Source organism: Capillimicrobium parvum (assembly GCF_021172045.1).
Taxonomy (GTDB): Bacteria; Actinomycetota; Thermoleophilia; order Solirubrobacterales; family Solirubrobacteraceae; genus Capillimicrobium; species Capillimicrobium parvum.
The window spans coordinates 204,149-224,376 of the sequence record NZ_CP087164.1 but is presented as its reverse complement, the minus strand read 5'-3'; the positions used below and the strand labels follow the sequence as shown (position 1 = coordinate 224,376).

Genomic DNA, 20,228 nt, shown 5'->3' with positions numbered 1-20,228 from the left:
GGGCGCCCCCGATGTCGCGGCGCTCCGGGCGCGAGCGTCGCCGTGCGGGGACCCGCTGGGTCTCACGGCCGGCGCTCGAGCGTCGAGCGCCACGGTCGCCAGTCGTCGACGTCCTCCAGGGACAGCAGGAGGCGATCGGCCGTGTCGCGGTCGATCGCCACCCAGCTCGGGTCCGGCAGCTGCTCGTACACCGAGAAGTCCCAGAGCGTCGCCTGGCGCGCCTCGGCCACGACCGCCTCCAGCCGCGCGACGTGGCGGCGCAGGCGGCGGATCTCGGCGCGCTGCTCGGCGACCAGCCTTTCCAGATCGGCGTCAGAAGGTCTGGAAGTACTCACGGTGCTCCCAGTCCGTCACCTCGGCGAGCTGCTCCGGCGGGAGGCCGTCGACCGCGGTCTCGAAGCGCCCGACCTCCGAGCGCTTGAGCCCGACGATGTAGTCGACGAACGCGTCGCCCATCGTCCGGCGGTACAGCTCCGAGCCGTCGAGCTCGTCGACGGCCTCGGCCAGGGACTTCGGCAGCGTCTGCGCGTCGTGCTCGTACGGGTTGTCGGTCGGCCGGCCCGGGTCGAGCCCGCGGTCGATGCCGTCGAGGCCCGCGAAGACCTGCGAGGCGATGTAGAGGTACGGGTTGGCGGCGGGCTCGCCGGCGCGGTTCTCGAGGTGCGTCGTCGGGTCGCCGGGGCCGCCCGTCACGCGGATCATCGAGCCGCGGTTCTCCGTGCCCCACTGGCAGCGGTCCGGCGCGAGCGAGTACGGCTGCAGGCGCTTGTAGCCGTTGACGGTCGGGATGACGAACGCGGAGGCCTCGCGGGCGTGCTCGAGCAGGCCCGCGACGTACCGCAGGCCCAGCGGCGTGAGCTCCGCCTCGCCGTCCATCGCGGCGAACGCGTTGACGCCGGAGACGCGGTCGACGAGCGACTGGTGCAGGTGCCAGCCCGACGAGAAGAAGCCCGGCAGGCCCGGACGGCACATGAACGTGGCGTGGTAGCCGTGACGGCGGCAGATCTGCCGGACCGCGCTGCGGAACAGCAGCACGGTGTCGGCCGCCTCGAGCGCGCTCTGCGGGTCGAACGTGAACTCCATCTGCGAGGGGCCCCACTCGTCCTCGAGCGAGCGCAGCGGCAGGCCGGCACCGGCGAGCTGCTCGAGCAGGGTGTCCATGAGCGGCGCGATGAGGTCGGCGTTGACCTCGGACTGGTACTGGTAGCCGGCGGTGACGGCCTCGACCTCGGGCGGCTCGCCGGGGGCGCCGGGGGCGCCGAGCGAGCTGGGGCTGAGCTTCGGGTCGATGAGCTTCGTCAGCGTCCACTCGAGCTCGACGCCGATCAGGCAGTCGAGGTTGCGCCGGTCGAGCTCGGCGACCGCGTTCTTGAGGATGGCGCGCGAGGAGTACGGAAACGGGGTGCCGTTCTGGAAGTACATGTCGCACAGCACCCAGCCGGTGCGGTCGGCCCAGGGCAGGACGCGGAACGTGGACGGGTCCGGGACGCAGACGACGTCCGGGCAGCCCTCCATGTCGAGGCTGTCGAACCCGCCGCCGGGCATGAACGGGTTGAACGCGATCGCCGAGCCGGTGTCCATGATCACCGGGCCGGTGTTGACGCGCATGCCGTTGCGCAGCACGCTGCGGAACACGTCGACCGGCAGGGTCTTGCCGCGCACGAGGCCGTGCTGGTCGGCCCAGGAGACGCGGACGGTGCGCAGCCCGTCCAGGCGGCGGACCAGCTCGTGGGCGCCGGCGGCCTGCGCCTCGCTCCACAGCCCGTGGTCGCGGATGAACCCGACCCGGCCCACCGCGGCGTCGCCGTTCGTGGCGCGGGCGAGAGCGTTGCTCGTCAGCATGTTCATGCCTCCAGTCAGGTCAGGCGGTCAGAAGATGATCGACAGGTTCTGATGAGCCTGGTCGCTGTCGAGCAGGTTGACCTGCTTGATCGCGATCAGCCACGAGTCGCCCTCGGCGCGCAGCCGGTGGGCGGTCCAGCCGGGGAACGTCGCGTGATAGCCCGGTCGCACGTCGTGGACGACGAAGTTCGAGCGGACGAGCAGCTCGCCGGGCGCCTGCGCCTGGACGACCTCAATGTTCGTGATCGAGCGGCGCGTGCGCGAGCGCGGGATCTGGCTCCAGATGTAGGCGCTGCGCAGCCAGGCGATGCGGTCCTCGAGCCGCCGGCGGTCGTCGAAGGCGAGCGTGACCTCCGTCGTCGGCTCGCCGCCGCCGGGCGTCATCGGCATCCAGTACAGGCACTCGGGCACGAAGAGCTCGAGCCAGTCCTCGAGGCGGCCCTCGTCGAGCAGCCGGGCCTCGCGGTACAGCAGCGCGGCGCAGGCATCGCGGGTGGCCGCGTCGACCGGTGCGGCCGGCTCGTCGAGCTCGGCCGTGTGGCGCGCCAGCGCGGCGTAGAACTCGGGGTCGACGTACGTCGAGTAGCGCGAGGGGTCGTTGAGCTCGGCCGCCATCACGCCACCCCCTCGGCCACGACCGGCGTGTCGGACTGCATGAGCGCCTTCCAGTGGTGGATGTAGCCGCGCATCGGCGTCTCGTCGGTGGTCGGAGCGGTGACGCCCCCGTCCGGGTCGAGCGACTGGCGACCCTCGATGCCGTAGCCGCGGTTCATCAGCACCCACTCGACCTCCGGGATCGACAGCCCCCGCTGGCACTCGCCGAAGTTCGCGAGGTCGTCGGGCTCGCCGAAGCTCGGGAAGTCCTCCTGCGTGCGCATGCGCAGGGTGTTGAGCTCCTCGGGCAGCTCCTCCGACGTCGTCGCCTGCCAGAGCAGGATCGTCCGGTCCACCGCCACCGGGCGCAGGGACTGGATCTGGTTTCCGATGATCAGGAGGTTCGGGAAGATCGAGAGGTTCATCTGCGAGCCGACGGTGAGGTCGAGCAGGCGCGTGGCCTCCTCCTCGCCGTACTGGGCCCGGATGCGCGCCTCGATCGCCTCGCGGCCCGGCGTCGGGCGCTGCGTGGCCCAGTAGTCGCCGGGCTTGCGGTAGTTCGGGCGCTGGTCGATGAACGAGTGCCCGTTGCCGAGGTACCGGCAGTACATGTCGCCGTCGTCCGGGCTCTCGGCGAAGTACGCCATGTCCTTCGTCTCACCGAGGCGCTGGGCCATCTGCAGCAGCGCCCGGTGGCTGAACGCGGGGTGATAGCCGTCGGTCGAGTTGTCCATGACGAGCTTCCAGTTCGACTGGCAGTCCATCCGGTGCGCGCCGCTGCGGGCGGTGACCTTGCCGCCGGGGAAGCGGTCGATCCAGTAGTCCAGCAGCGGGCGGGCGGCGCCGAGGTGGTCCTCGATGGCCGGCGGCGACGGGTGCAGCGTGGCGAAGATGAAGTCGCGGTAGACGGCGACCCTGGCCCGGCCGAGGCTGTACTTGGCGGGATCGAACTCCGGGGCGTAGCCGCTCGGCCACGGCACGCCGGTCAGGCTGCCGTCGTTCGCGTAGGACCAGCCGTGGTAGGGGCACACGAAGCGCTTCGCGCGGCCGCGCTCGACGCGGCAGACCGTGGCGCCGCGATGCAGGCAGCGGTTGAGCAGGACGTGGATGTCGCCGCCGGCGTCGCGCGTGATGATGATCGGCCGGCCGCCCAGCGTGCCGGTCATGAACGCGTTGGCCCCGCTGAGCTCGCTGGCGTGCCCGACGTAGACCCAGCACGCGCCGAAGACCTTCGTCATCTCCTCGGTGAAGATGTCCTGGTCGGTGTAGATCCGGCGGTGGACGCGGTCCTCGAGGACGAGCTGGTCGTAGAGGTCGCCGGTGGCGCGCTCTCGCGTGGTCGACATGGCACCACGTTACGGTGCCGAGCCTCGCGCGCGGGCGAGCGTTCGGAGTGGTCGAACCCGGCCGCGGGCCGGCGCGCCGCCGTTCGGTCAGGGACCGAGTGTCGACTTCCTCAGCCGGAGGCTGAGGAAGTCGACGCTCGACGACGCGGGTCAGGCCGCGGCGGACTCGGTCGCCCGGGCGGCCGTCTCGCGCAGGCCGGCCCCGCCCATCACGGCCTTGCGCAGCCGGGCGAGCCGGCGCGGCGGCAGTCCCGCCGAGAGCGCGCCGACGACGCGGCCGTCGCGTCCGTAGAGGATCGCGAACGCGCCCTCCTCCGGGCTGCCCTCCACGACGACGCTCTCGTCCCCGAGGCCCGGCAGGCCGATCGACTGGATGCGGACGCCGTGCTGATCGGACCAGAACGACGGCAGCGTCTGGAACGGCCCGGCCTGCTCGCCGCCGTGCAGGAGCGTGCGCGCGGCCCACGCGCCCTGCTCGACGGCGTTGGACCAGTGCTCGACGCGCAGCAGCCCGCCGCCCGCGGGAGCGTGCGGCCAGCTCGCCACGTCGCCGGCCGCCACCACGCTCGGCACGCCCTGGACCGCGAGCGTCGCCTCGCAGACGACGCCGTTGCCGAGCGGGACGCCCGAGCCCTCCAGCCAGCCGGTGTTCGGCACGCTGCCGAGCCCGACGACGGCGACGTCGGCCTCGATGCGCGTGCCGTCGGCGAGGCGCACGGCCGTCAGGCGGCCGTCGCCCTCGAGTGCGGCGACGCCCGTGCCGAGCACCAGCCGCACGCCGCGGTCGGCGTGCAGGCCCGCGGCCCAGCCGGCGACGACGTCGCCCACGCGGGGCTGCATCGGTGCGGGCGCGACGTCGACCATCGTCACCTCGAGCCCGAGCTTGCGTGCGGTGGCGGCGACCTCGCAGCCGATGAACCCGGCGCCGACCACGACGAGCGTGCGCGCCTCGTCGAGCGCCGCGCGCAGGCGCAGGCTGTCGTCGAGCGTGCGCAGCAGAAAGACCCCGTCGAGGTGATGGCCGGCCTGGAGCGGCCGCGCCGCCGCCCCCGTCGCGATGACGAGGCCGTCGTAGGCGAGCTCGCTGCCGTCGGCCAGCGCGACGCGGCGCGCCGCGAGGTCGAGGCCCGTCGCCGCGACGCCCAGCCGCCATTCGGCGGACAGGTCGCCGACCGCCTGCAGCTCGACGTCGGCGCGGTCGACGTCCCCGGCCAGCAGCTCCTTCGACAGCGGCGGCCGGTTGTACGGCGCGTGCGCCTCGTCGCCGACGATGACCAGCTCGCCGTCGAAGCCCTCCGCACGCAGGCCCTCGGCGGCGCGCAGGCCGGCGAGCGAGGCGCCGGCGACGACGATCCGCTTCACGAGCCGAGCTTGATGGCCTGCACGGGGCAGAGCCGGATCGCCTGCTCCACGCGGCCGCGCTCGGACGCCGGCGGATGCGGCTCGTACTGCAGCTCGCCCTCGTCGTCCAGCTGGAAGACGGCGGGCGCGGCGAACTCACACTGACCGTGGCCGTCGCACAGGTCCATGTCGACGATGACGTCGAGGGTCTCGGGATCGCTCATCGCAATGTCTCCTAGGAAGCGGTCGAGTCCAGCGCCGGGACGAGCGGCTCGGCGAGCGCGCGGCCGTGTTCGCCGGCGCACAGCAGGAAGGCGCCGCGCCGGTCGACGATGAGATCGAAGCCCTCGAGCACGACGATCGTGGTCGTCGCCAGCTCGACGATCGCCGGGCCGGACACCTCGAAGCCGGGGCGCAGCCCGTGGCCGTCGTAGACCGGCGTGCCGGCCATCGCGCGGCGGCGCGGCGACCACGTCTCGCGGCTGCCGCTGGGCGCCTCGCGGCCCACGGCCATCTCGTCGAGGTCGCTGAGGTCGGGGCTCGGCGTGGCGCCGACGGCGCTCAGCCGCACCGCCAGGCACTCGATCGCGGAGCTCGGCGACGCGTAGCCGAACATGCGGTCGTGGACCGCGTGGAAGCGCTCGGCCATCGCCTCGAGCCCGGGCGCCCCGCCCGGCGTCCAGTCCAGCGGCACCTGCAGCTCGTGCCACTGGCCGACGTAGCGCAGGTCCAGCGAGGCCTGGAACGAGATCGCGTCGTCGCCGACGCCCTCGCCGTGCAGCGTGCCGCGGCCGTGCGCGGCCAGCCCGTCGAGCACCGCCGCCAGCTCGTCGCTCGTGACGTCGGCGAGCGGCCGCTTGAGCGCGCGCACCTCGTCGTGCTGGAAGTCGCACATGAGCATGCCCGCCGCGCAGAAGATCGACGACTCGCGCGGGACGCACAGCAGCGCGACCTCAAGCTCGGCGGCGATCGCCGCCGCGTGGACCGGCCCGGCGCCGCCGGCCACCACGACCGGGAAGTCGCGCGGGTCCAGCCCGCGGCGCACGGTGACGTCGCGCACGCCGGTCGCCATGTTCACGTTGACGATGTCGTAGACGCCGGCCGCGGCCTCCTCGATCGACACGCCGAGCGCGTCGGCCACCGGCGCGAACGCCGCGCGCGCGGCCTCGAGGTCGAGCCGCATGCCGCCCGCGAGCGGGTTGTCCGGGCTGAGGTAGCCGAGCACCAGGTCGGCGTCGGTGACCGTCGGCAGGGTGCCGCCCCGCCCGTAGCACGCGGGGCCGGGCTCGGCGCCCGCGCTCTGCGGGCCGACGTGGAGCAGGCCGCCCTCGTCGACGGTGGCGATCGAGCCGCCGCCGGCGCCGATGGTGTGGATGTCGATCGTCGGCAGCGCGAGCGGCCACTCGGCGACGACCGCGTCGGTCATCGTCACCGGCCGCCCGTCCTTGACCATCGCGACGTCGAAGCTCGTGCCGCCCATGTCGACGGTGAGGCAGTCGGCGATCCCGGCCCGGGACAGGTGCTCGATGCCCGCGGTGGGTCCGGCCGCGGGACCGGACAGCAGCGACAGCGCGGCGCGGCGCGACACCTCGGCCGGCGTGGCGACGCCGCCGTTGGACTGCATGATCAGCAGCACGCCGGCGAAGCGCAGGCCGTCGAGGCGCTCGGTCAGCGCCGCCATGTAGCGGCTGATGATCGGCCCGACGTAGGCGTTGAGGACGGTCGTGCTCGTGCGCGGGTAGTAGCGGATCTGCGACAGCAGCTCGTGCGACGCCGTCACGTAGACGTCGGGCAGCTCCTCGCCGAGGATCTCCAGCGCGCGGCGCTCGTGCGCGTCGTTCTGGGGCGAGTGCATGAACGAGACGGCGACCGCCTCGACGCCGTCGGCGCGCAGCGCGGCCGCGGCGGCGCGCACGCCGTCCTCGTCGAGCGCCCGGTGCACCTGGCCCTCGGGGCCGATGCGCTCCCCGACGCCGTGGGTGCGCTCGCGGGCGGCCAGGGGCCGCGGCGGCGTGAGGTGGTTGTCGTACGGCGTGGCGCGGGTGCCGTCGCGCAGGCGCAGCGTGTCGCGGAAGCCCTCGGTGAGCAGCGCGCCCGTGAGCGCGCCGTTGCCGGTCAGGGCGGCGTTCGTCGAGACCGTCGTGCCGTGCACGATCAGCTCGATCGAGGCCATGAAGTCGCCGAAGGCGACGCCGAGGCGCTCCGCGATCTCCTCCAGGCCGCGCACGAACCCCCGTGACGGGTCGTCGGGCGTCGAGCTCGTCTTGTGGACGAGCTGCGTCTCGTCGCCCAGCAGCAGGAAGTCCGTGAACGTCCCGCCGACGTCGATGCCGAGCCGGTAGCTCATGCCGTCGTCCCTTCCGCCGCCCGCAGACGGTCCGTCTCGAGCTCGTCGTGTCCGCTGGCGTCGTCCAGCACCGCGACGCCGTACACCTCGCGCGCCCGCTCGCGGCTCAGCAGCCCCTCGCGGACCTCGTCGACGACGAGGCGCGGGTCGCGCGCCAGCGGGCTGCCGTAGCCGGCGCCGCCGCCGTGGATCGAGTCGCAGATCGCGCCCGTGGGGATCGCCACCGCCTCCTTGGAGCCCCAGTCGCGCGCGGTGCCGTCGGGCATCGTCAGCCGCAGGGTGTTCAGCCCGCCGTCGCGGCCGCCGAACAGCCCCTGGGCCGGCACCGCGCCCTCGGCGGCGCTGTCGTCGCCGAGCGTCGAGCCGCGCACGCCCTCGCCGAGGAAGCGGAAGCGGGTCTTCGTCCCGTAGCCGCCGCGCCACTGGCCGGCGCCCGCGGAGTCCGGATCGAGCTCGAGGTAGTCGACGTGGTGGGGCGTGGAGAGCTCGAAGATCTCCATGTCCTGCGACTTCATCGAGCCGGGCGTGCCGGTGAACCCGAGCGCGTCGTAGCCGTCGGTGCCCTTGATCGCGCCGGAACCGCCGCGCGAGAACAGCACGAAGTCGACGTAGACCCCGCCGGTGCGCGGGTCGATGCCGGAGATCGCCGAGGGCAGGAACTGGTTCCACCCGGCGCAGACGCGGTCGGCGAGCGGCTCGGCGAGCGCCATCATGATCGACTCGACGACCTCGTCGCACATCTGGTTGCCGAACACCGTCGCGGCGGGGAAGCGCGGGTTGATGAGCGACCCCTCGCGGAAGACGGTGTGCATCGGCGCGAAGAGGCCGGCGTTCGTCGGGACCGTCACGCCGCTCGCGTTCAGCAGCATGAGGAACGCGATCGAGATGGCGCCCATCGCCGACGCCGCCGGCATGTTCGTGAAGCCCTCGGTCTGGTCGTCGCTTCCGGAGAAGTCGAACGTGATCTCCGAGCCGGCGATCGTGACCTCGACGGCGACCCGCAGCCGCCGCGACGGGTCCACGCCGTCGGACTGCATGAAGCTCTCGCCGTGGTAGACGCCGTCGGGCCAGCGCTCGACCTCCGCGCGCACCTGGCGCTCGGACGCCTCGATGACGACGTCCATGTGGCGGTCGATCGTCTCGGTGCCGTAGCGCTCGTAGACCTCCAGCAGCCGGCGGCGCCCGATGGTGCAGGCGCCGATCATCGACTGGATGTCCTCCCACGTCAGATCCAGGCGCACGTTCGCGCGCACGAGGCGCTCGACGTCCTCGCGCGGGACCCCGCGGTCGTGCAGGCGCAGCGGCGGGATGCGGAACGCCTCCTGCCAGACCTCGCGGAACGCGGGGTCGTAGCCGCCGAGCGTCATGCCGCCGATGTCGACGATGTGGCCCTTGCTGGCGGTCCACGCGACGAGCTCGCCGTCGTGGAAGACCGGCATGTAGAGCCCGACGTCGGCGAACTGGTTGCCGCCGCTGTAGACGTCGTTGTGGATGAAGACGTCGCCGTCGTGGACGTCGTCGCCGAACGCCTCGATGACCGCGGCCAGCGACGGCCCGGCGCCGAAGGCGATGATCGAGGCGAACTCGGTCTGCGCCAGCGTGCGCCCGGCGCGGTCGAAGACGACGGTCACGAGGTCGCCGACCTCGTTGAAGATCGGCGAGCGCGACGAGCGCATGAGCACCGTGGCCATCTCGCGCGAAACGGCGACGACGCGGCGCTGGAGGACCGACGCGAGGATGGGGTCCGCTGCTTGGGGCATCTACAGGACGTGGATGTCGAGGGGGATCTGGGAGACGGCCTGCCCGCCGTCGGGCGTGACGATGTAGCTGTTGGAGAGGTACGCGATGCCGCGCCGGTCGCGGTCGAGGACCATCGGGTGCATGGCGAGCACCATCCGCTCGGACAGCGTCCAGTCGACCGCGTCGTCGGCGTCGACGACCTCGCGCCCGATCCAGGGCTCCTCGAGGACGTCCTGGCCGAGGCCGTGGCCGGACCAGTACGCCGACCCGGCGTCGTGGCGCTCCACGGCGTCGAGCAGTCCGCGCTGGACGGCGGCCGGCGTCGCGCCGGGCACCATTCGCTCGGCCGCGGCGCGCATGCCCTCGGCGGCGGCGCGGTTCAGGCGCACCTGGTCGTCGGTCGGCGTGCCGAACACGACGGCGCGCGCGAACTCCATCCAGTAGCCGAGCGGCCCGATGAGCTCGAAGGAGAACACGAACTGGTCGCCCACGTGCAGGACGCGGTCGCGCGGCGGGTTCCACGCGGGCGCGACCGTGCCGTCGGCCTGACGCACGCCGCTCATGCTCAGGAACAGCGGGTCCTCGCCGCCGAGCAGGTACATCGTCCGGTACATCTCCGCGCCGATCTCGCGCTCGGTGATGCCCGGCCGGGCGATCTCCAGCAGGCGCGCGAAGCAGCGCTCGACGATGTAGGTCGACTCGCGCACGCCGGCGAGCTCCTCGGCGGACTTCTGTGCGCGGAGCTGCTCGAAGTCCATCGTGACGTCGACGAACTGGGTGGCGGGCAGGCTGCGCTTGAGCAGCTCGGCGTCGGCGACGCGCATGATCTCGCCGAGGCCCACGATGCCGATGCGCTCGTGGCCCGGCAGCTCGCCGATCGCGTTGACGACGCCCTGCACGGCGCGCCGCGCGTAGCGCACGGGCGTCTCCCAGCCCTGCGAGGAGAAGCCCTGCTGCATGTTCTGCGGCAGGATCAGCTCGGGCTCGCGGCCGCGCGGCACGAACGCGAAGCCGTGGCGGTGGGCGAGGTTGTAGTCGGTGACCCAGCGCAGCGTGCCCTTGTGGCCGCGGTAGTCGTTGGCCACGACGATCAGGCCGTCGAGGTCGCGGTCGGCGATGAGGCCCTGCAGCAGGTCGTGGCGGCGGCTCTGCTCGGCCGGGCTGAGCGCCCCGCCGCCGACGATCGGCTGCGCCGAGCGCGGGGCGGACGGAACCGGCGCGACCGCGGGCAGCGTCGACGCACCTCCGCTGGTCAAGGCCCTCACGTCATCCGGCCCGCTCACGCTCACGTCCACGGGTTCTCCTCGGTCATCGGTCGGTCATACGGGCGCCGGACGCTCGCCGCACGCGCCGCACTGAGGAACGGCACGGTAGCCGTGTCCCGCGGGCAGGCGGCCGAGGGTTCGGATTGGCAAGACAGGCCGCCCGTCACAGCCGGGTGGGTTCGGCGAGGCGGGATGCCCCCGCGGGAGGAGCCACTCAAGCGCCGCGAGCGGGCCGCGTCGACGAGACCGTGCGGATCGCGGCGGCACCGAAGGCGGGCCCGGCCGCCAGCGCGGTCAGGCTCCACCGCCATCCAACCTGGTCGGCGAGCAGCGGCAGCAGCCGGATGGTCGCCACCGTGATGATGAAGCCGATCGCCATCTGCGCCGCGAGCGCCGTGCCGACGTAGCGCGGATCCGCCGCGTCGCTGAGTGCCGCCGAGAACTGCGCCGAGTCCGCGATCACCGCGAAGCCCCACACCATGAGGAACGGCAGCAGCAGCCAGGGTCCCACACCGAAGACAAGGCCGCTGAGGACACAGCACGCCGCGCTGACCACCATCGCCAGGAAGGCCACACGAGCCGATCCGGCTCGTCGCGCGGCGAGCCCGCCGGCAATGCATCCGGCGGCTCCGGCCACGCCGATCACCGCGAAGGCCGCGAGCCCCGCGCCCACGCGCCAGTCGGTGCGAGGATCCCACGCCTCCAGGCTCGCGAGCAGATAGGCGGGCAGCCAGGTCCAGAACGCGTACAGCTCCCACATGTGGCCGAAGTAGCCGAGGTTCACGCGCAGCTGGAAGCGGTCCAAGAACATCTCGCGCACATAGGCGGGGTGCAAGGGGGCGCCCGCGCCGAGAAGAGGACCTTCCCGCAGGCGCAGGGCGGCCCCGCCGGCGGCGAAGGCCAGCAGGCTCGTGACGATGAGGACCTCTTCCCACGGCAGCCCGCCGAGCCCGTTGACCAGGTGCGGCATCGCGGAGCCGAGCGTGAGGGCACCCACGAGCGCACCCATCGCCGCACCGCGACCGGTGCGAAACCACGAGGCCATCAGCTTGACGCCCGCGGGATACACGCCCGCGAGCGCGATCCCGGTGGCGAAGCGCAGCACGATCGCGGCCTCCAGCCCGCCGGCCACCAGCGCGACCAGCAGGTTCGCGGCGCCCGCCGCCACCGCGCAGGCGGCGATGAGCCGGGGCACGGAGACCCGGTCGCTGAGATTGATGGCCGCCGAGACGACCGCGCCCGCGACGAAACCGACCTGCACGGCGGTGGTCAGCCACGCAGCGCCTGCGCTCGAGATCTCCCACTCGCGCTCGAGCGACGGGACGACCGCGGCGGTCGAGAACCACACCGACATGGCCAGGACCTGGACGGCGGCGACCAGCCCGAGCTGCCTGCGGGCCGTCCCGGCCGGGAGGCCATCCGTTGCCGGGTCGGCGGCAGGGACGCGCGTCACCAACGTCAGCGACCCCGTGCCGGTGCCGGCGAGGACCGCCGGTCGCATCGGTGCCGCTCGCCGGCACGTTCAGCCAGCAAACGCAGCGACCTCCTGCGCCAGGTTCTCGCGCAGCGTGCTGCCCGCATAGTGGGCCCGCACGCGGCCTCGGCGCCGGAGCTCCGGGACGACGAGATCGACGAAGTCGCGGTAGGAGCCCGGCATGTCGGTGGCCAGGAGGTTGAAGCCGTCGGCCCCGCCCTCGTCGGCGAACTCCTCGAGCTGGTCGGCGACCTGGCTCGGGCTTCCGACGACCAGGGGCGAGCCGCTGCTCAGGCCGTACAGCCGTGCAGCGTCCGCGATCGTGAAGCCGCCGTCCCGGCGGCTGGATGCGGCGAGGATGGACTCCAGGCCGGCCCGCACCCCGGTGGCCGAGACGTCTGTCAGCGGATCGCCGGGGGCGTGGCGCGAGAAGTCGTAGCCGACGATCCCGGACAAGAGCGTGAGCGCGCCCTCCACCCGGACGAGGCTCTGGAGCTCCGCGAGCTTCGCCCGCGCCGCCTCCTCCGTCTCGCCGGTGACGACCTGCAGCTGGTAGATGAGCTTCACCGCCTGCGGGTCGCGGCCCGCCGCCGCGATCCGGCCGCGCAAGTCGTCGTCGAAGGCGCGCATCTCCGGGGTCCACTGCTGGATGGCGAAGATGATCTCGCCGTGACGGGCCGCGAACTCTCGACCTTCCGGGGAGGAGCCGGCCTGGAAGATCACCGGGCGGCGTTGCGGGGAGGGCTTGACCGGGAACAGGGCGTCGCAGCGGAAGTACCTGCCCTCGTGCTCGACCCGCGAGACCTTCGCCGGATTCGCGTAGACGCCGCTCTCCCGATCCTCCACGATCGCGTCCGGCTGCCAGCTGTCCCAGAGCTGGTAGCAGAGATCGAGGAACTCGTCGGCGCGGGCGTAACGCTCGTCGCGCGGCGGCTGATCGATGCCCAGCGCCCGGAACGACCCCTCGTTGAACGACGTGATGACGTTCCAGCCGACGCGCCCGCCGGTCAGGTGGTCGAGCGTGGAGAGCCGGCGCGCCAGCTGATACGGATACTCGGCGCTCGTCGAGACGGTGACGCCGATCCCGAGATGACGCGTCGCCCGGGCGATGATCGGCACGAGCATCAGGGGGTCGTGGATCGGGCACTGCGCGCCGAAGCGGAGGGTGGGCTCGTGGCTGCCGGCGTAGACCTCGTGCGGATGCAGCAGATCCGCGAGGAAGACCGCGTCGAATCCGCCGCGCTCAAGCGTGCGCGCGATGTCCTCCCAGTACTCCGGCGTCGCGAAGTCGTATCCGTTCGCGGCGCGCGGATGACGCCACATGCCATCGGGGATGGGCGCGATGCTGTTGAGCAGGATCGCCGAGAACGCCATGCGCCGGCCAGCCATCTGGGTCTCTCCTCGCGTGGGGTTCGGCGGGACGGTCCCGCCCTCTCCGACAATCCAAACGTATAGCTCGACTATCCGTTCGTCAAGCACGGTCGGGCGACGGCTCGACCCGCTCATGCTCGAGCAGGCGGCGCAGCCAGTGCAGCCCGCGCTCGGTCTCCTCGGGGCGCCCGAAGATCAGCTGGTTGATGACGAGCCCGTTCAGCGCGGCGAAGACGAGCCGCGCGAGATCGAGGTCGTAGGGCAGGCCCAGGCGCGCCAGCGACCCGGCGACGACGTCGTGGTACGCGTCGTAGTTCTCCTGCACCCGCTCGCGGAGCCCTTCGCGATGACGCGCCTCGAGAATGACCTCGAGCTGGAATGCCGCGTGCTCGGGATCTTCGTCGATGAGCACGGCCAGATCGGAGGCGAGAGCCGCGAGATCACCGCCCTCGGCGCGCAACCCCGAGCCGATCACGGCCTCGGCCGCGGCCCAGGCCAGCGCTTCTTCGATCATGGCCTCGAGCGTCCCGAAGTGATGGCGCACGAGGCCGTGCGTGACCCCGGCCTCGGCCGCCACCGAGCGGGTTGTGACTTGCGTGAGGCGCTCGCGCGCAGCGACGCGCACGAGCGCCTCGATCAATGCCTGGCGCCCACCGCCGCGTCGGTGCCCACCCCCTGCCTCAGAGCTGCTCATCGCAGGATCGTCCCATCAGGCGGCCACGGGATGACTCCAAAGACCGGTGCTCAGGGGACTCGACGCCGCCTCAATGGGCGATGACGGACTCCTCGATGCCGAGAACGACGGGCTGCCGGACGCATCGCGCCATGCGCCGGAGATGCGATAGCCGCCGCTCACCGGCTCGGACCGATCGCCGGGTGCAAAGACGGCGCACACGACCGAGAGCCTTCTCGTCGTGGTCGCCTCGGGCGTCGGCGAGGCTGGGTGCCGGTTGCGCGACATGGTCGGAAATGCCGGAGAGACCTGGAACCGCAGGCTTCGGGGTGGCGCGGTGCGTCATCCGCGCGATTGCAATACGCTATGTACTGTATCGTAATCCTCGGGAAGGGGCAGCATGGCGTCGCGTGCCGACATGGGGACCGGCGACCGCTTCAGGATCGGCCTGTTCTCGCCGAATCTCCGCGGCGGGATCATCCCGACGATGGTCGCCGAGCGCTGGCGCGCGACCTGGGACCAGAACCTGCTGCTCGCGCGGGACGCCGAAGCCGCCGGCCTGGACTTCCTGCTTTCCGGCGCCCGCTGGAAGGGCTACGACGGGGCCGGCGACTTCCAGACCGTCAACCTCGAGAGCACGACATGGGCATGCGGTGTCCTCGGCGCGACCGAGCGGATCTCGGTGATCGCCACCGTCCACGTGCCGCTCGTCCACCCGGCCTACGCAGCGATGCAGATGGCCACCGCCGACCACATCGGCCACGGGCGGTTCGGGGTCAACATCGTCTGTGGATGGAACGACGATGAGTTCGCGATGTTCGGGATGCGCCAGCGCGAGCACGACGACCGCTATGCGTTCGGCGATGAATGGCTGGACATCGCGCGAAGGATCTGGTCCAGCGACGAACCCTTCGACTACGACGGCGCCCACTTCCGACTGCGCGGCGCAATCGGTCGCCCTGCGCCGTACGGCGGCACGACCCCGCTCCTTCTCAACGCGGGGTCGTCACCGGCGGGGCGGGACTTCGCCGCGCGCAACTGCGACTTCCTGTTCACGGTCATCGTGACGCTCGACCGTTCCCAGCGCGAGCTCGCCGACTTCCGCCGGCTCGCCGCCGGCCACGGGCGGACGGTGGGCGTGCTGACGCCCGTCTACGTCGTGTGCCGGCCGACCAGGGAGGAGGCGGAGGCCTACCATCAGCACTACGCCCACGACGAGGCCGACTGGCCCGCAGTCGACCGCCTCATGGCACAGATGGGCGTGCACGCGCAGTCGTTCCCGCCGGAGTACTTCGCCACTTACCGCCAGCGGTTCGCCGGCGGCGGGGGCACATATCCGATCGTCGGAGACCCCGACGACGTCGCAGCCGAGCTCGCGCGCATCCATGGCACCGGCTTCGACGGAGTCGCCGTCGGCTTCGTGAACTATGCGGACGAGCTGCCGCTGTTTGCCGACGAGGTGCTGCCGCGCTTGGAGCGCCTCGGGGTACGGGCCGCGCGGGCGGCATCGTGACGCCTCGCCGATGCGTGCCACCGGGCCGCGCGCGACCCCGACACCGGAGCACGCGATGAACGACCAGACCCGTCGCGGCCCCGGGCGCAGGCGCGATCCCGACGCGCGGCGCCGCATCCTCGAGGCGACCGTGGCGCTCGTGGCCGAACGCGGCTATGCGGGCGTGACGAAGGAGGGCGTCGCCGCGCGGGCAGGGGTCGGGAGAACGACGATCTACCGCTGGTGGCCATCGAAGGGCGCAGTCGTGCTGGAAGCGCTCAGGGGCATCTTCGAGGTCAGGGCGCCCGACAGCGGTGACACGCGCGGCGACCTGGTCGCCTACGCACGCGGCGTCGCGGAGACGCTGACCGCGACGACCTACGGCGCGATCGTGCCTGGCCTCGCCGCCGACCTGGCGCGCGATTCGGAACTGGCCGCCGACTTCCGGCGCCTGTGCGTCGCACCGACCCGCGCCTCCGGCATCCAGGCGATCCAACGCGCCGTCGCGCGAGGAGACCTGCCTGAGGACGTCGACGCCGAGCTGATCATCGACATCATCGGGGGCGTCGTCTTCTTGCGCACGCTCGTGACCCACGCACCGGTCGAGTCCGACCTGGCGGACAAGCTCGTCGAGATCATCCTCAGCGGGCATCGCGTTTGAGCTATCCGGTTCGGGCGTCACCCGATCCCGCGCGATTCGCGGGCCGGCCCATCACCCGCGTGCGGCGCTTGCCCGGCGCCGTAGTCGACATGGCAGCGTGGTAGTGTGCAGGATGTTGCTTGAGTAGCGTGCAGGGTGCGCGCGATCGAGCGCGCAGACACGGACCCTGAAGGAGAAGAGACGTATGGCCGAGCGGTCCTTTGCCGGCGAGGTGCAGCAGCTGCGTCATGGCGCCGGCACCGAGCTCCACGTCGAGGGCATCCTCGCCGTCACCAAGGCGCTGCTGCAGTCCGGCGTGGCATACGTCGGCGGCTACCAGGGTGCGCCGATCTCCCATCTGATGGACGTGCTGGGCGACGCCCAGGAGATCCTGGAGGAGCTCGACGTCTACTTCGAGAACAGTGCGTCGGAGGCGACCGCGGCGGCGATGCTGGCCGCGTCGGTCCACTACCCGCTGCGTGGTGCGGTGACGTTCAAGTCGACGGTCGGCCTGAACGTGGCGTCGGACGCGCTGGCGAACCTGGCCTCCGGTGGGGTCACCGGGGGCGCGCTGATCATCCTCGGCGAGGACTACGGCGAGGGCTCGAGCATCATGCAGGAGCGTTCGCACGCGTTTGCGATGAAGTCGCAGATGTGGCTGCTCGACCCGCGGCCGAACATCAGCGCGATCGTCGACGCGGTCGAGGCGGGGTTCGAGCTGTCGGAGGCCAGCAACACGCCGGTGATGCTCGATCTGCGGCTGCGCTCCTGCCACCTGACCGGCTCGTTCGTCGCCAAGGACAACAAGCGCCCGCCGATGACGGTGACCGAGGCGGCCGAGAACCCCAAGCGCGACGTCAGCCGCATCGTCCTGCCGCCCGCGAGCTTCCTGCACGAGCAGGAGAAGGTGAACGAGCGCTGGCCCGCCGCCGTGAAGTTCATCCGCGAGCGCGGCCTCAACGAGGTGATCGCCAACGGCAGCGCGGACATCGGCATCATCACGCAGGGCGGTCTCTACAACACGCTGAACCGCTCGCTCGAGCTGCTCGGCTGCTCGGACGCCTACGGGAACACCAGGCTGCCGCTGTACGTCATGAACGTGACGTATCCGGTCGTCGACGAGGAGATCCTCGACTTCGTCAAGGACAAGCGCGCGGTGCTGCTCGTCGAGGAGGGGCAGCCCGACTACATCGAGCAGAACCTCAACACGATCCTGCGGCGCGCGGGCTCGGACGTCGCCCTGCACGGCAAGGACATGCTGCCCGTGGCCGGCGAGTACACGTCGGCGGCGGTGACGCGCGGGGTCGCGGAGTTCCTGCGCAAGCACATGCCCGAGCTCGTCGAGCACGAGCCGGCGCTGCTGCGCGACAAGGACGACCCGGACAGCCCGTTCGCGCCGAAGGTCGACGCCGAGGCCGTCCTGCCCCGCCCGCCCGGGCTGTGCACCGGCTGCCCGGAGCGGCCGATCTTCAGCGGCCTCAAGCTCGCGGAGCGGGAGACCGGCGAGCATCACGTCAGCGCGGACATCGGCTGCCACCTGTTCTCGATCAACGCCCCGTTCCACCTCGGCGCGACGACGATGGGCTACGGCCTGGGCTCCGCCGGCGCCGCGGCGCTGAACTCCAAGGACGCCGACAATCGGACGATCGCGATCATGGGCGACGGCGGCTTCTGGCACAACGGCCTGACCAGCGGCGTCGGCAACGCGGTCTTCAACAAGAACGACCAACTGCTCGTCGTCGTCGACAACGACTACGCCGCCGCGACCGGGGGCCAGGACGTGCTCTCCTCGGAGGCGACGGTGTCCCACCGGTCGACGCAGCACCCGATCGAGAAGGCCGCCCGCGGCGTCGGCGTCGAGTGGGCGCGCACCATCGACCACACCTACGACGTCACGAAGGTCCGCGACTCGTTCCTCGACGCGCTGACGACCGAGGAAGAGGGCCCCAAGCTGCTCGTGATGCAGAGCGAGTGCCAGCTCAACCGCCAGCGCCGCGTCAAGCCCGAGATGCGTCAGGCCCTGAAGGAGGGCAAGCGCGTCGTGCGCGAGCGCTTCGGCGTCGACGAGGAGACGTGCACCGGCGATCACGCGTGCATCCGCATCTCCGGCTGCCCGTCGCTGACGATCAAGTCCAACCCCGACCCCCTGCGCCAGGACCCGGTCGCCACGGTCCTCGACAGCTGCGTCGGCTGCGGGGTCTGCGGGGCCAACGCGCATGCGGCGGTGCTGTGCCCGTCGTTCTACCGGACCGACGTCGTGCAGAACCCGACGAAGAAGGATCGCACGCTGGCCCGGATCCGCTCAGGGTGGATGAAGGTCGCCTCACGGGGGATCGAGCGGCGCGCCGCCCGGTTCGAGGTCGCGGCCTGATGTCGAGCTGGTCCGAAGGCCGCCGCCCGCTGACGCTGGCCATCCTCGCCCTAGGCGGCGAGGGCGGCGGCGTGCTCGCCGACTGGATCGTCGCGACGGCCGAACGCGCCGGCTTCCACGCCCAGAACACCTCCGTCGCCGGCGTCGCCCAGCGCACCGGCGCCACGGTCTACTACGTCGAGATGCTCCCGCCCCGGGACGCGGCGCCGGACCAGGGCGCCCCGCCCGTGCGCAGCGAGCCGGTCATGAGCATCTTCCCCACCCCGGGCGAAGTCGACGTCGTCATCGCCAGCGAGCTCATGGAATCCGGCCGCGCGATCCAGCGCGGCTTCTCCACCGCCGACCGCACCACGCTGATCACGTCCACCAACCGCGTCTACTCGATCGACGAGAAGGTCGCCCTCGGCGACGGGCGCGTCGACGACGCGAAGCTGATCGAGGGCGCGCGGCGCGCGTCCAGGCGGCTGGTCGCCGCGGACTTCGCCGATCTGGCCGAGCAGAAGGGCAGCGTGATCAGCGCGTCGCTGTTCGGAGCGCTCGCCGGCTCGGGGGCGCTGCCCTTCTCGCGCGAGCAGTTCGAAGAGTCGATCACGGCCTCCGGCAAGGGCGTCGAGGCGTCCCTGGCCGCGTTTGCCGCGGGCTTCGACGTGGCGACCACGCAGACGGCCCCGCCGGCCGACGCCTCCGAAGAGGCGGTCGCGGGCTCACAGAAGGTCGACCCGGTCACGCCGAGACTCATCGAGCTGCCGGTGTCCAACGGCGCGTCGTCGTCGGGATCGACGGAGACAACGAAGGCGGGCGCGGAGGCCGAGCGTAACCGCATCGCCTCGACCGACCCGGCGTCGCTCGTGGGTCCCGGCCTGCGCGACCTGGCGGAGCAGGTGCGCGGCCTGCCCGCCGCGGCGCGCTCGATGATCCTGCATGGGCTCGTGCGCACGGCGGTCTACCAGGACCGCGCCTACGCCGAGCGCTTCCTCGCACGCGTCGGGGCTTTCGCGGCCGTCGATCCGGACCCCGAGGGCGACGCGCGGCTCACCCGTGAGGCGGCCCGTCACATCGCGCTGTGGATGTGCTACCAGGACACCATCCAGGTGGCCGCGCAGAAGGTGCGGATGCGGCGCATGGACCGCATCCGCCAGGAGGCCAAGGTCCGCGACAACCAGCTCATGCAGGTCCGCGAGTTCCTGCACCCCCAGGTCGACGAGATCGTCGACACGCTGCCGACCTGGCTCGGCGAGCCGCTGTCGCGGTCGCGGACGTTCCGCAGGATCGTGCGCGCGACAACGCACAAGGGCATGATCCTCAACACCAACTCCGTCGTCGGCTACACGCTGCTGACGACCATGGCCCGCATCCGGCCGCTGCGCCCCCGGTCGGTGCGCTTCGTCCGCGAGCAGGCCGCGATCGAGCAGTGGATAGCCCAGGCGCTTGACGCCGCCCGGACCGACCCCGACCTCGCCACCGAGATCATCGAGTGCCAGCGCGTGCTCAAGGGCTACGGCAGCACGTACGAGCACGGCAACGAGAGCTTCGCGGTGCTGATGGACGCGGCCCGCAGACTGCTCGGCAAGCCCGGTGCGGCCATCCGTCTCGCCGACCTGCGCGACGCTGCGCTGGCCGACGAGGACGGCGCGCTCCTGCAGGCGAAGGCCGGCGCCCTGCAGCCGGCGTAGCTGCCTCGGCGGCTATGCCGCCGAGGCAACCGCGGCGCCGGACGCCGTCCCGGCCGCCG

Annotated in this window: 16 protein-coding genes; 4 read left to right on the top strand and 12 right to left on the bottom strand. The window is 72.1% G+C overall.

Annotated features, from left to right (window positions below):
- Positions 1 to 62 precede the first annotated feature (62 nt).
- The 12 genes from DSM104329_RS01075 to DSM104329_RS01020 form a co-directional block, all read right to left on the bottom strand.
- Positions 63 to 335: a hypothetical protein gene (locus tag DSM104329_RS01075; RefSeq protein ID WP_259313543.1), complete on the bottom strand. Its 273-nt coding sequence runs from the start codon at positions 333 to 335 to the stop codon at positions 63 to 65.
- On the bottom strand, positions 313 to 1,842 hold the full coding sequence (locus DSM104329_RS01070; protein ID WP_407655957.1) for a glutamine synthetase family protein: 1,530 nt from the start codon (positions 1,840 to 1,842) through the stop codon (positions 313 to 315). The genes DSM104329_RS01075 and DSM104329_RS01070 overlap by 23 nt, the downstream gene beginning before the upstream one ends.
- Positions 1,843 to 1,869: 27 nt before the next feature.
- The gene (locus tag DSM104329_RS01065) at positions 1,870 to 2,457 is read right to left on the bottom strand and encodes an aromatic-ring-hydroxylating dioxygenase subunit beta (RefSeq protein ID WP_259313541.1); all 588 of its coding nucleotides are present in this window, start codon (positions 2,455 to 2,457) and stop codon (positions 1,870 to 1,872) included.
- The gene (locus DSM104329_RS01060; RefSeq protein ID WP_259313540.1) at positions 2,457 to 3,782 is read right to left on the bottom strand and encodes an aromatic ring-hydroxylating oxygenase subunit alpha; all 1,326 of its coding nucleotides are present in this window, start codon (positions 3,780 to 3,782) and stop codon (positions 2,457 to 2,459) included. The genes DSM104329_RS01065 and DSM104329_RS01060 overlap by 1 nt, the downstream gene beginning before the upstream one ends.
- 150 nt (positions 3,783 to 3,932) lie before the next feature.
- On the bottom strand, positions 3,933 to 5,144 hold the full coding sequence (locus DSM104329_RS01055; RefSeq protein WP_259313539.1) for an NAD(P)/FAD-dependent oxidoreductase: 1,212 nt from the start codon (positions 5,142 to 5,144) through the stop codon (positions 3,933 to 3,935).
- The gene (locus DSM104329_RS01050) at positions 5,141 to 5,347 is read right to left on the bottom strand and encodes a ferredoxin (RefSeq protein ID WP_259313538.1); all 207 of its coding nucleotides are present in this window, start codon (positions 5,345 to 5,347) and stop codon (positions 5,141 to 5,143) included. Before DSM104329_RS01050 ends, DSM104329_RS01055 begins: the two co-directional genes overlap by 4 nt.
- Positions 5,348 to 5,358: 11 nt before the next feature.
- Positions 5,359 to 7,470, bottom strand: coding sequence for a hydantoinase/oxoprolinase family protein (locus DSM104329_RS01045; RefSeq protein WP_259313537.1), 2,112 nt, complete (start codon positions 7,468 to 7,470; stop codon positions 5,359 to 5,361).
- Complete coding sequence (locus DSM104329_RS01040; RefSeq protein ID WP_259313536.1) at positions 7,467 to 9,230, bottom strand: hydantoinase B/oxoprolinase family protein; 1,764 nt, start codon at positions 9,228 to 9,230, stop codon at positions 7,467 to 7,469. Before DSM104329_RS01040 ends, DSM104329_RS01045 begins: the two co-directional genes overlap by 4 nt.
- Positions 9,231 to 10,466 carry a M24 family metallopeptidase gene (locus DSM104329_RS01035; protein WP_259313535.1) on the bottom strand — a complete coding sequence of 412 codons (1,236 nt, stop codon included), beginning with the start codon at positions 10,464 to 10,466 and terminating at the stop codon, positions 9,231 to 9,233. It lies immediately after the preceding gene.
- Positions 10,467 to 10,689: 223 nt separating this feature from the next.
- The gene (locus tag DSM104329_RS01030) at positions 10,690 to 11,976 is read right to left on the bottom strand and encodes an MFS transporter (protein WP_259313534.1); all 1,287 of its coding nucleotides are present in this window, start codon (positions 11,974 to 11,976) and stop codon (positions 10,690 to 10,692) included.
- 21 nt (positions 11,977 to 11,997) lie between these two features.
- Positions 11,998 to 13,338, bottom strand: coding sequence for an LLM class flavin-dependent oxidoreductase (locus tag DSM104329_RS01025; protein WP_259313533.1), 1,341 nt, complete (start codon positions 13,336 to 13,338; stop codon positions 11,998 to 12,000).
- Positions 13,339 to 13,420: 82 nt separating this feature from the next.
- Positions 13,421 to 14,014: a TetR/AcrR family transcriptional regulator gene (locus tag DSM104329_RS01020; RefSeq protein WP_259313532.1), complete on the bottom strand. Its 594-nt coding sequence runs from the start codon at positions 14,012 to 14,014 to the stop codon at positions 13,421 to 13,423.
- Positions 14,015 to 14,393: 379 nt separating this feature from the next.
- On the opposite strand from DSM104329_RS01020, the gene DSM104329_RS01015 reads away from it, so the two are divergent.
- The 4 genes from DSM104329_RS01015 to DSM104329_RS01000 all read left to right on the top strand — a co-directional run bounded on the left by DSM104329_RS01015 (position 14,394) and on the right by DSM104329_RS01000 (position 20,169).
- Positions 14,394 to 15,506 carry an LLM class flavin-dependent oxidoreductase gene (locus DSM104329_RS01015; RefSeq protein ID WP_259313531.1) on the top strand — a complete coding sequence of 371 codons (1,113 nt, stop codon included), beginning with the start codon at positions 14,394 to 14,396 and terminating at the stop codon, positions 15,504 to 15,506.
- Positions 15,421 to 16,146, top strand: a complete 726-nt coding sequence (locus DSM104329_RS01010; protein WP_326924472.1) for a TetR/AcrR family transcriptional regulator — start codon at positions 15,421 to 15,423, stop codon at positions 16,144 to 16,146. The genes DSM104329_RS01015 and DSM104329_RS01010 overlap by 86 nt, the downstream gene beginning before the upstream one ends.
- A gap of 184 nt (positions 16,147 to 16,330) precedes the next feature.
- The gene (locus tag DSM104329_RS01005; protein WP_259313529.1) at positions 16,331 to 18,496 is read left to right on the top strand and encodes an indolepyruvate ferredoxin oxidoreductase subunit alpha; all 2,166 of its coding nucleotides are present in this window, start codon (positions 16,331 to 16,333) and stop codon (positions 18,494 to 18,496) included.
- Positions 18,496 to 20,169, top strand: a complete 1,674-nt coding sequence (locus tag DSM104329_RS01000) for an indolepyruvate oxidoreductase subunit beta family protein (protein WP_259313528.1) — start codon at positions 18,496 to 18,498, stop codon at positions 20,167 to 20,169. Before DSM104329_RS01005 ends, DSM104329_RS01000 begins: the two co-directional genes overlap by 1 nt.
- Positions 20,170 to 20,228 lie beyond the last annotated feature (59 nt).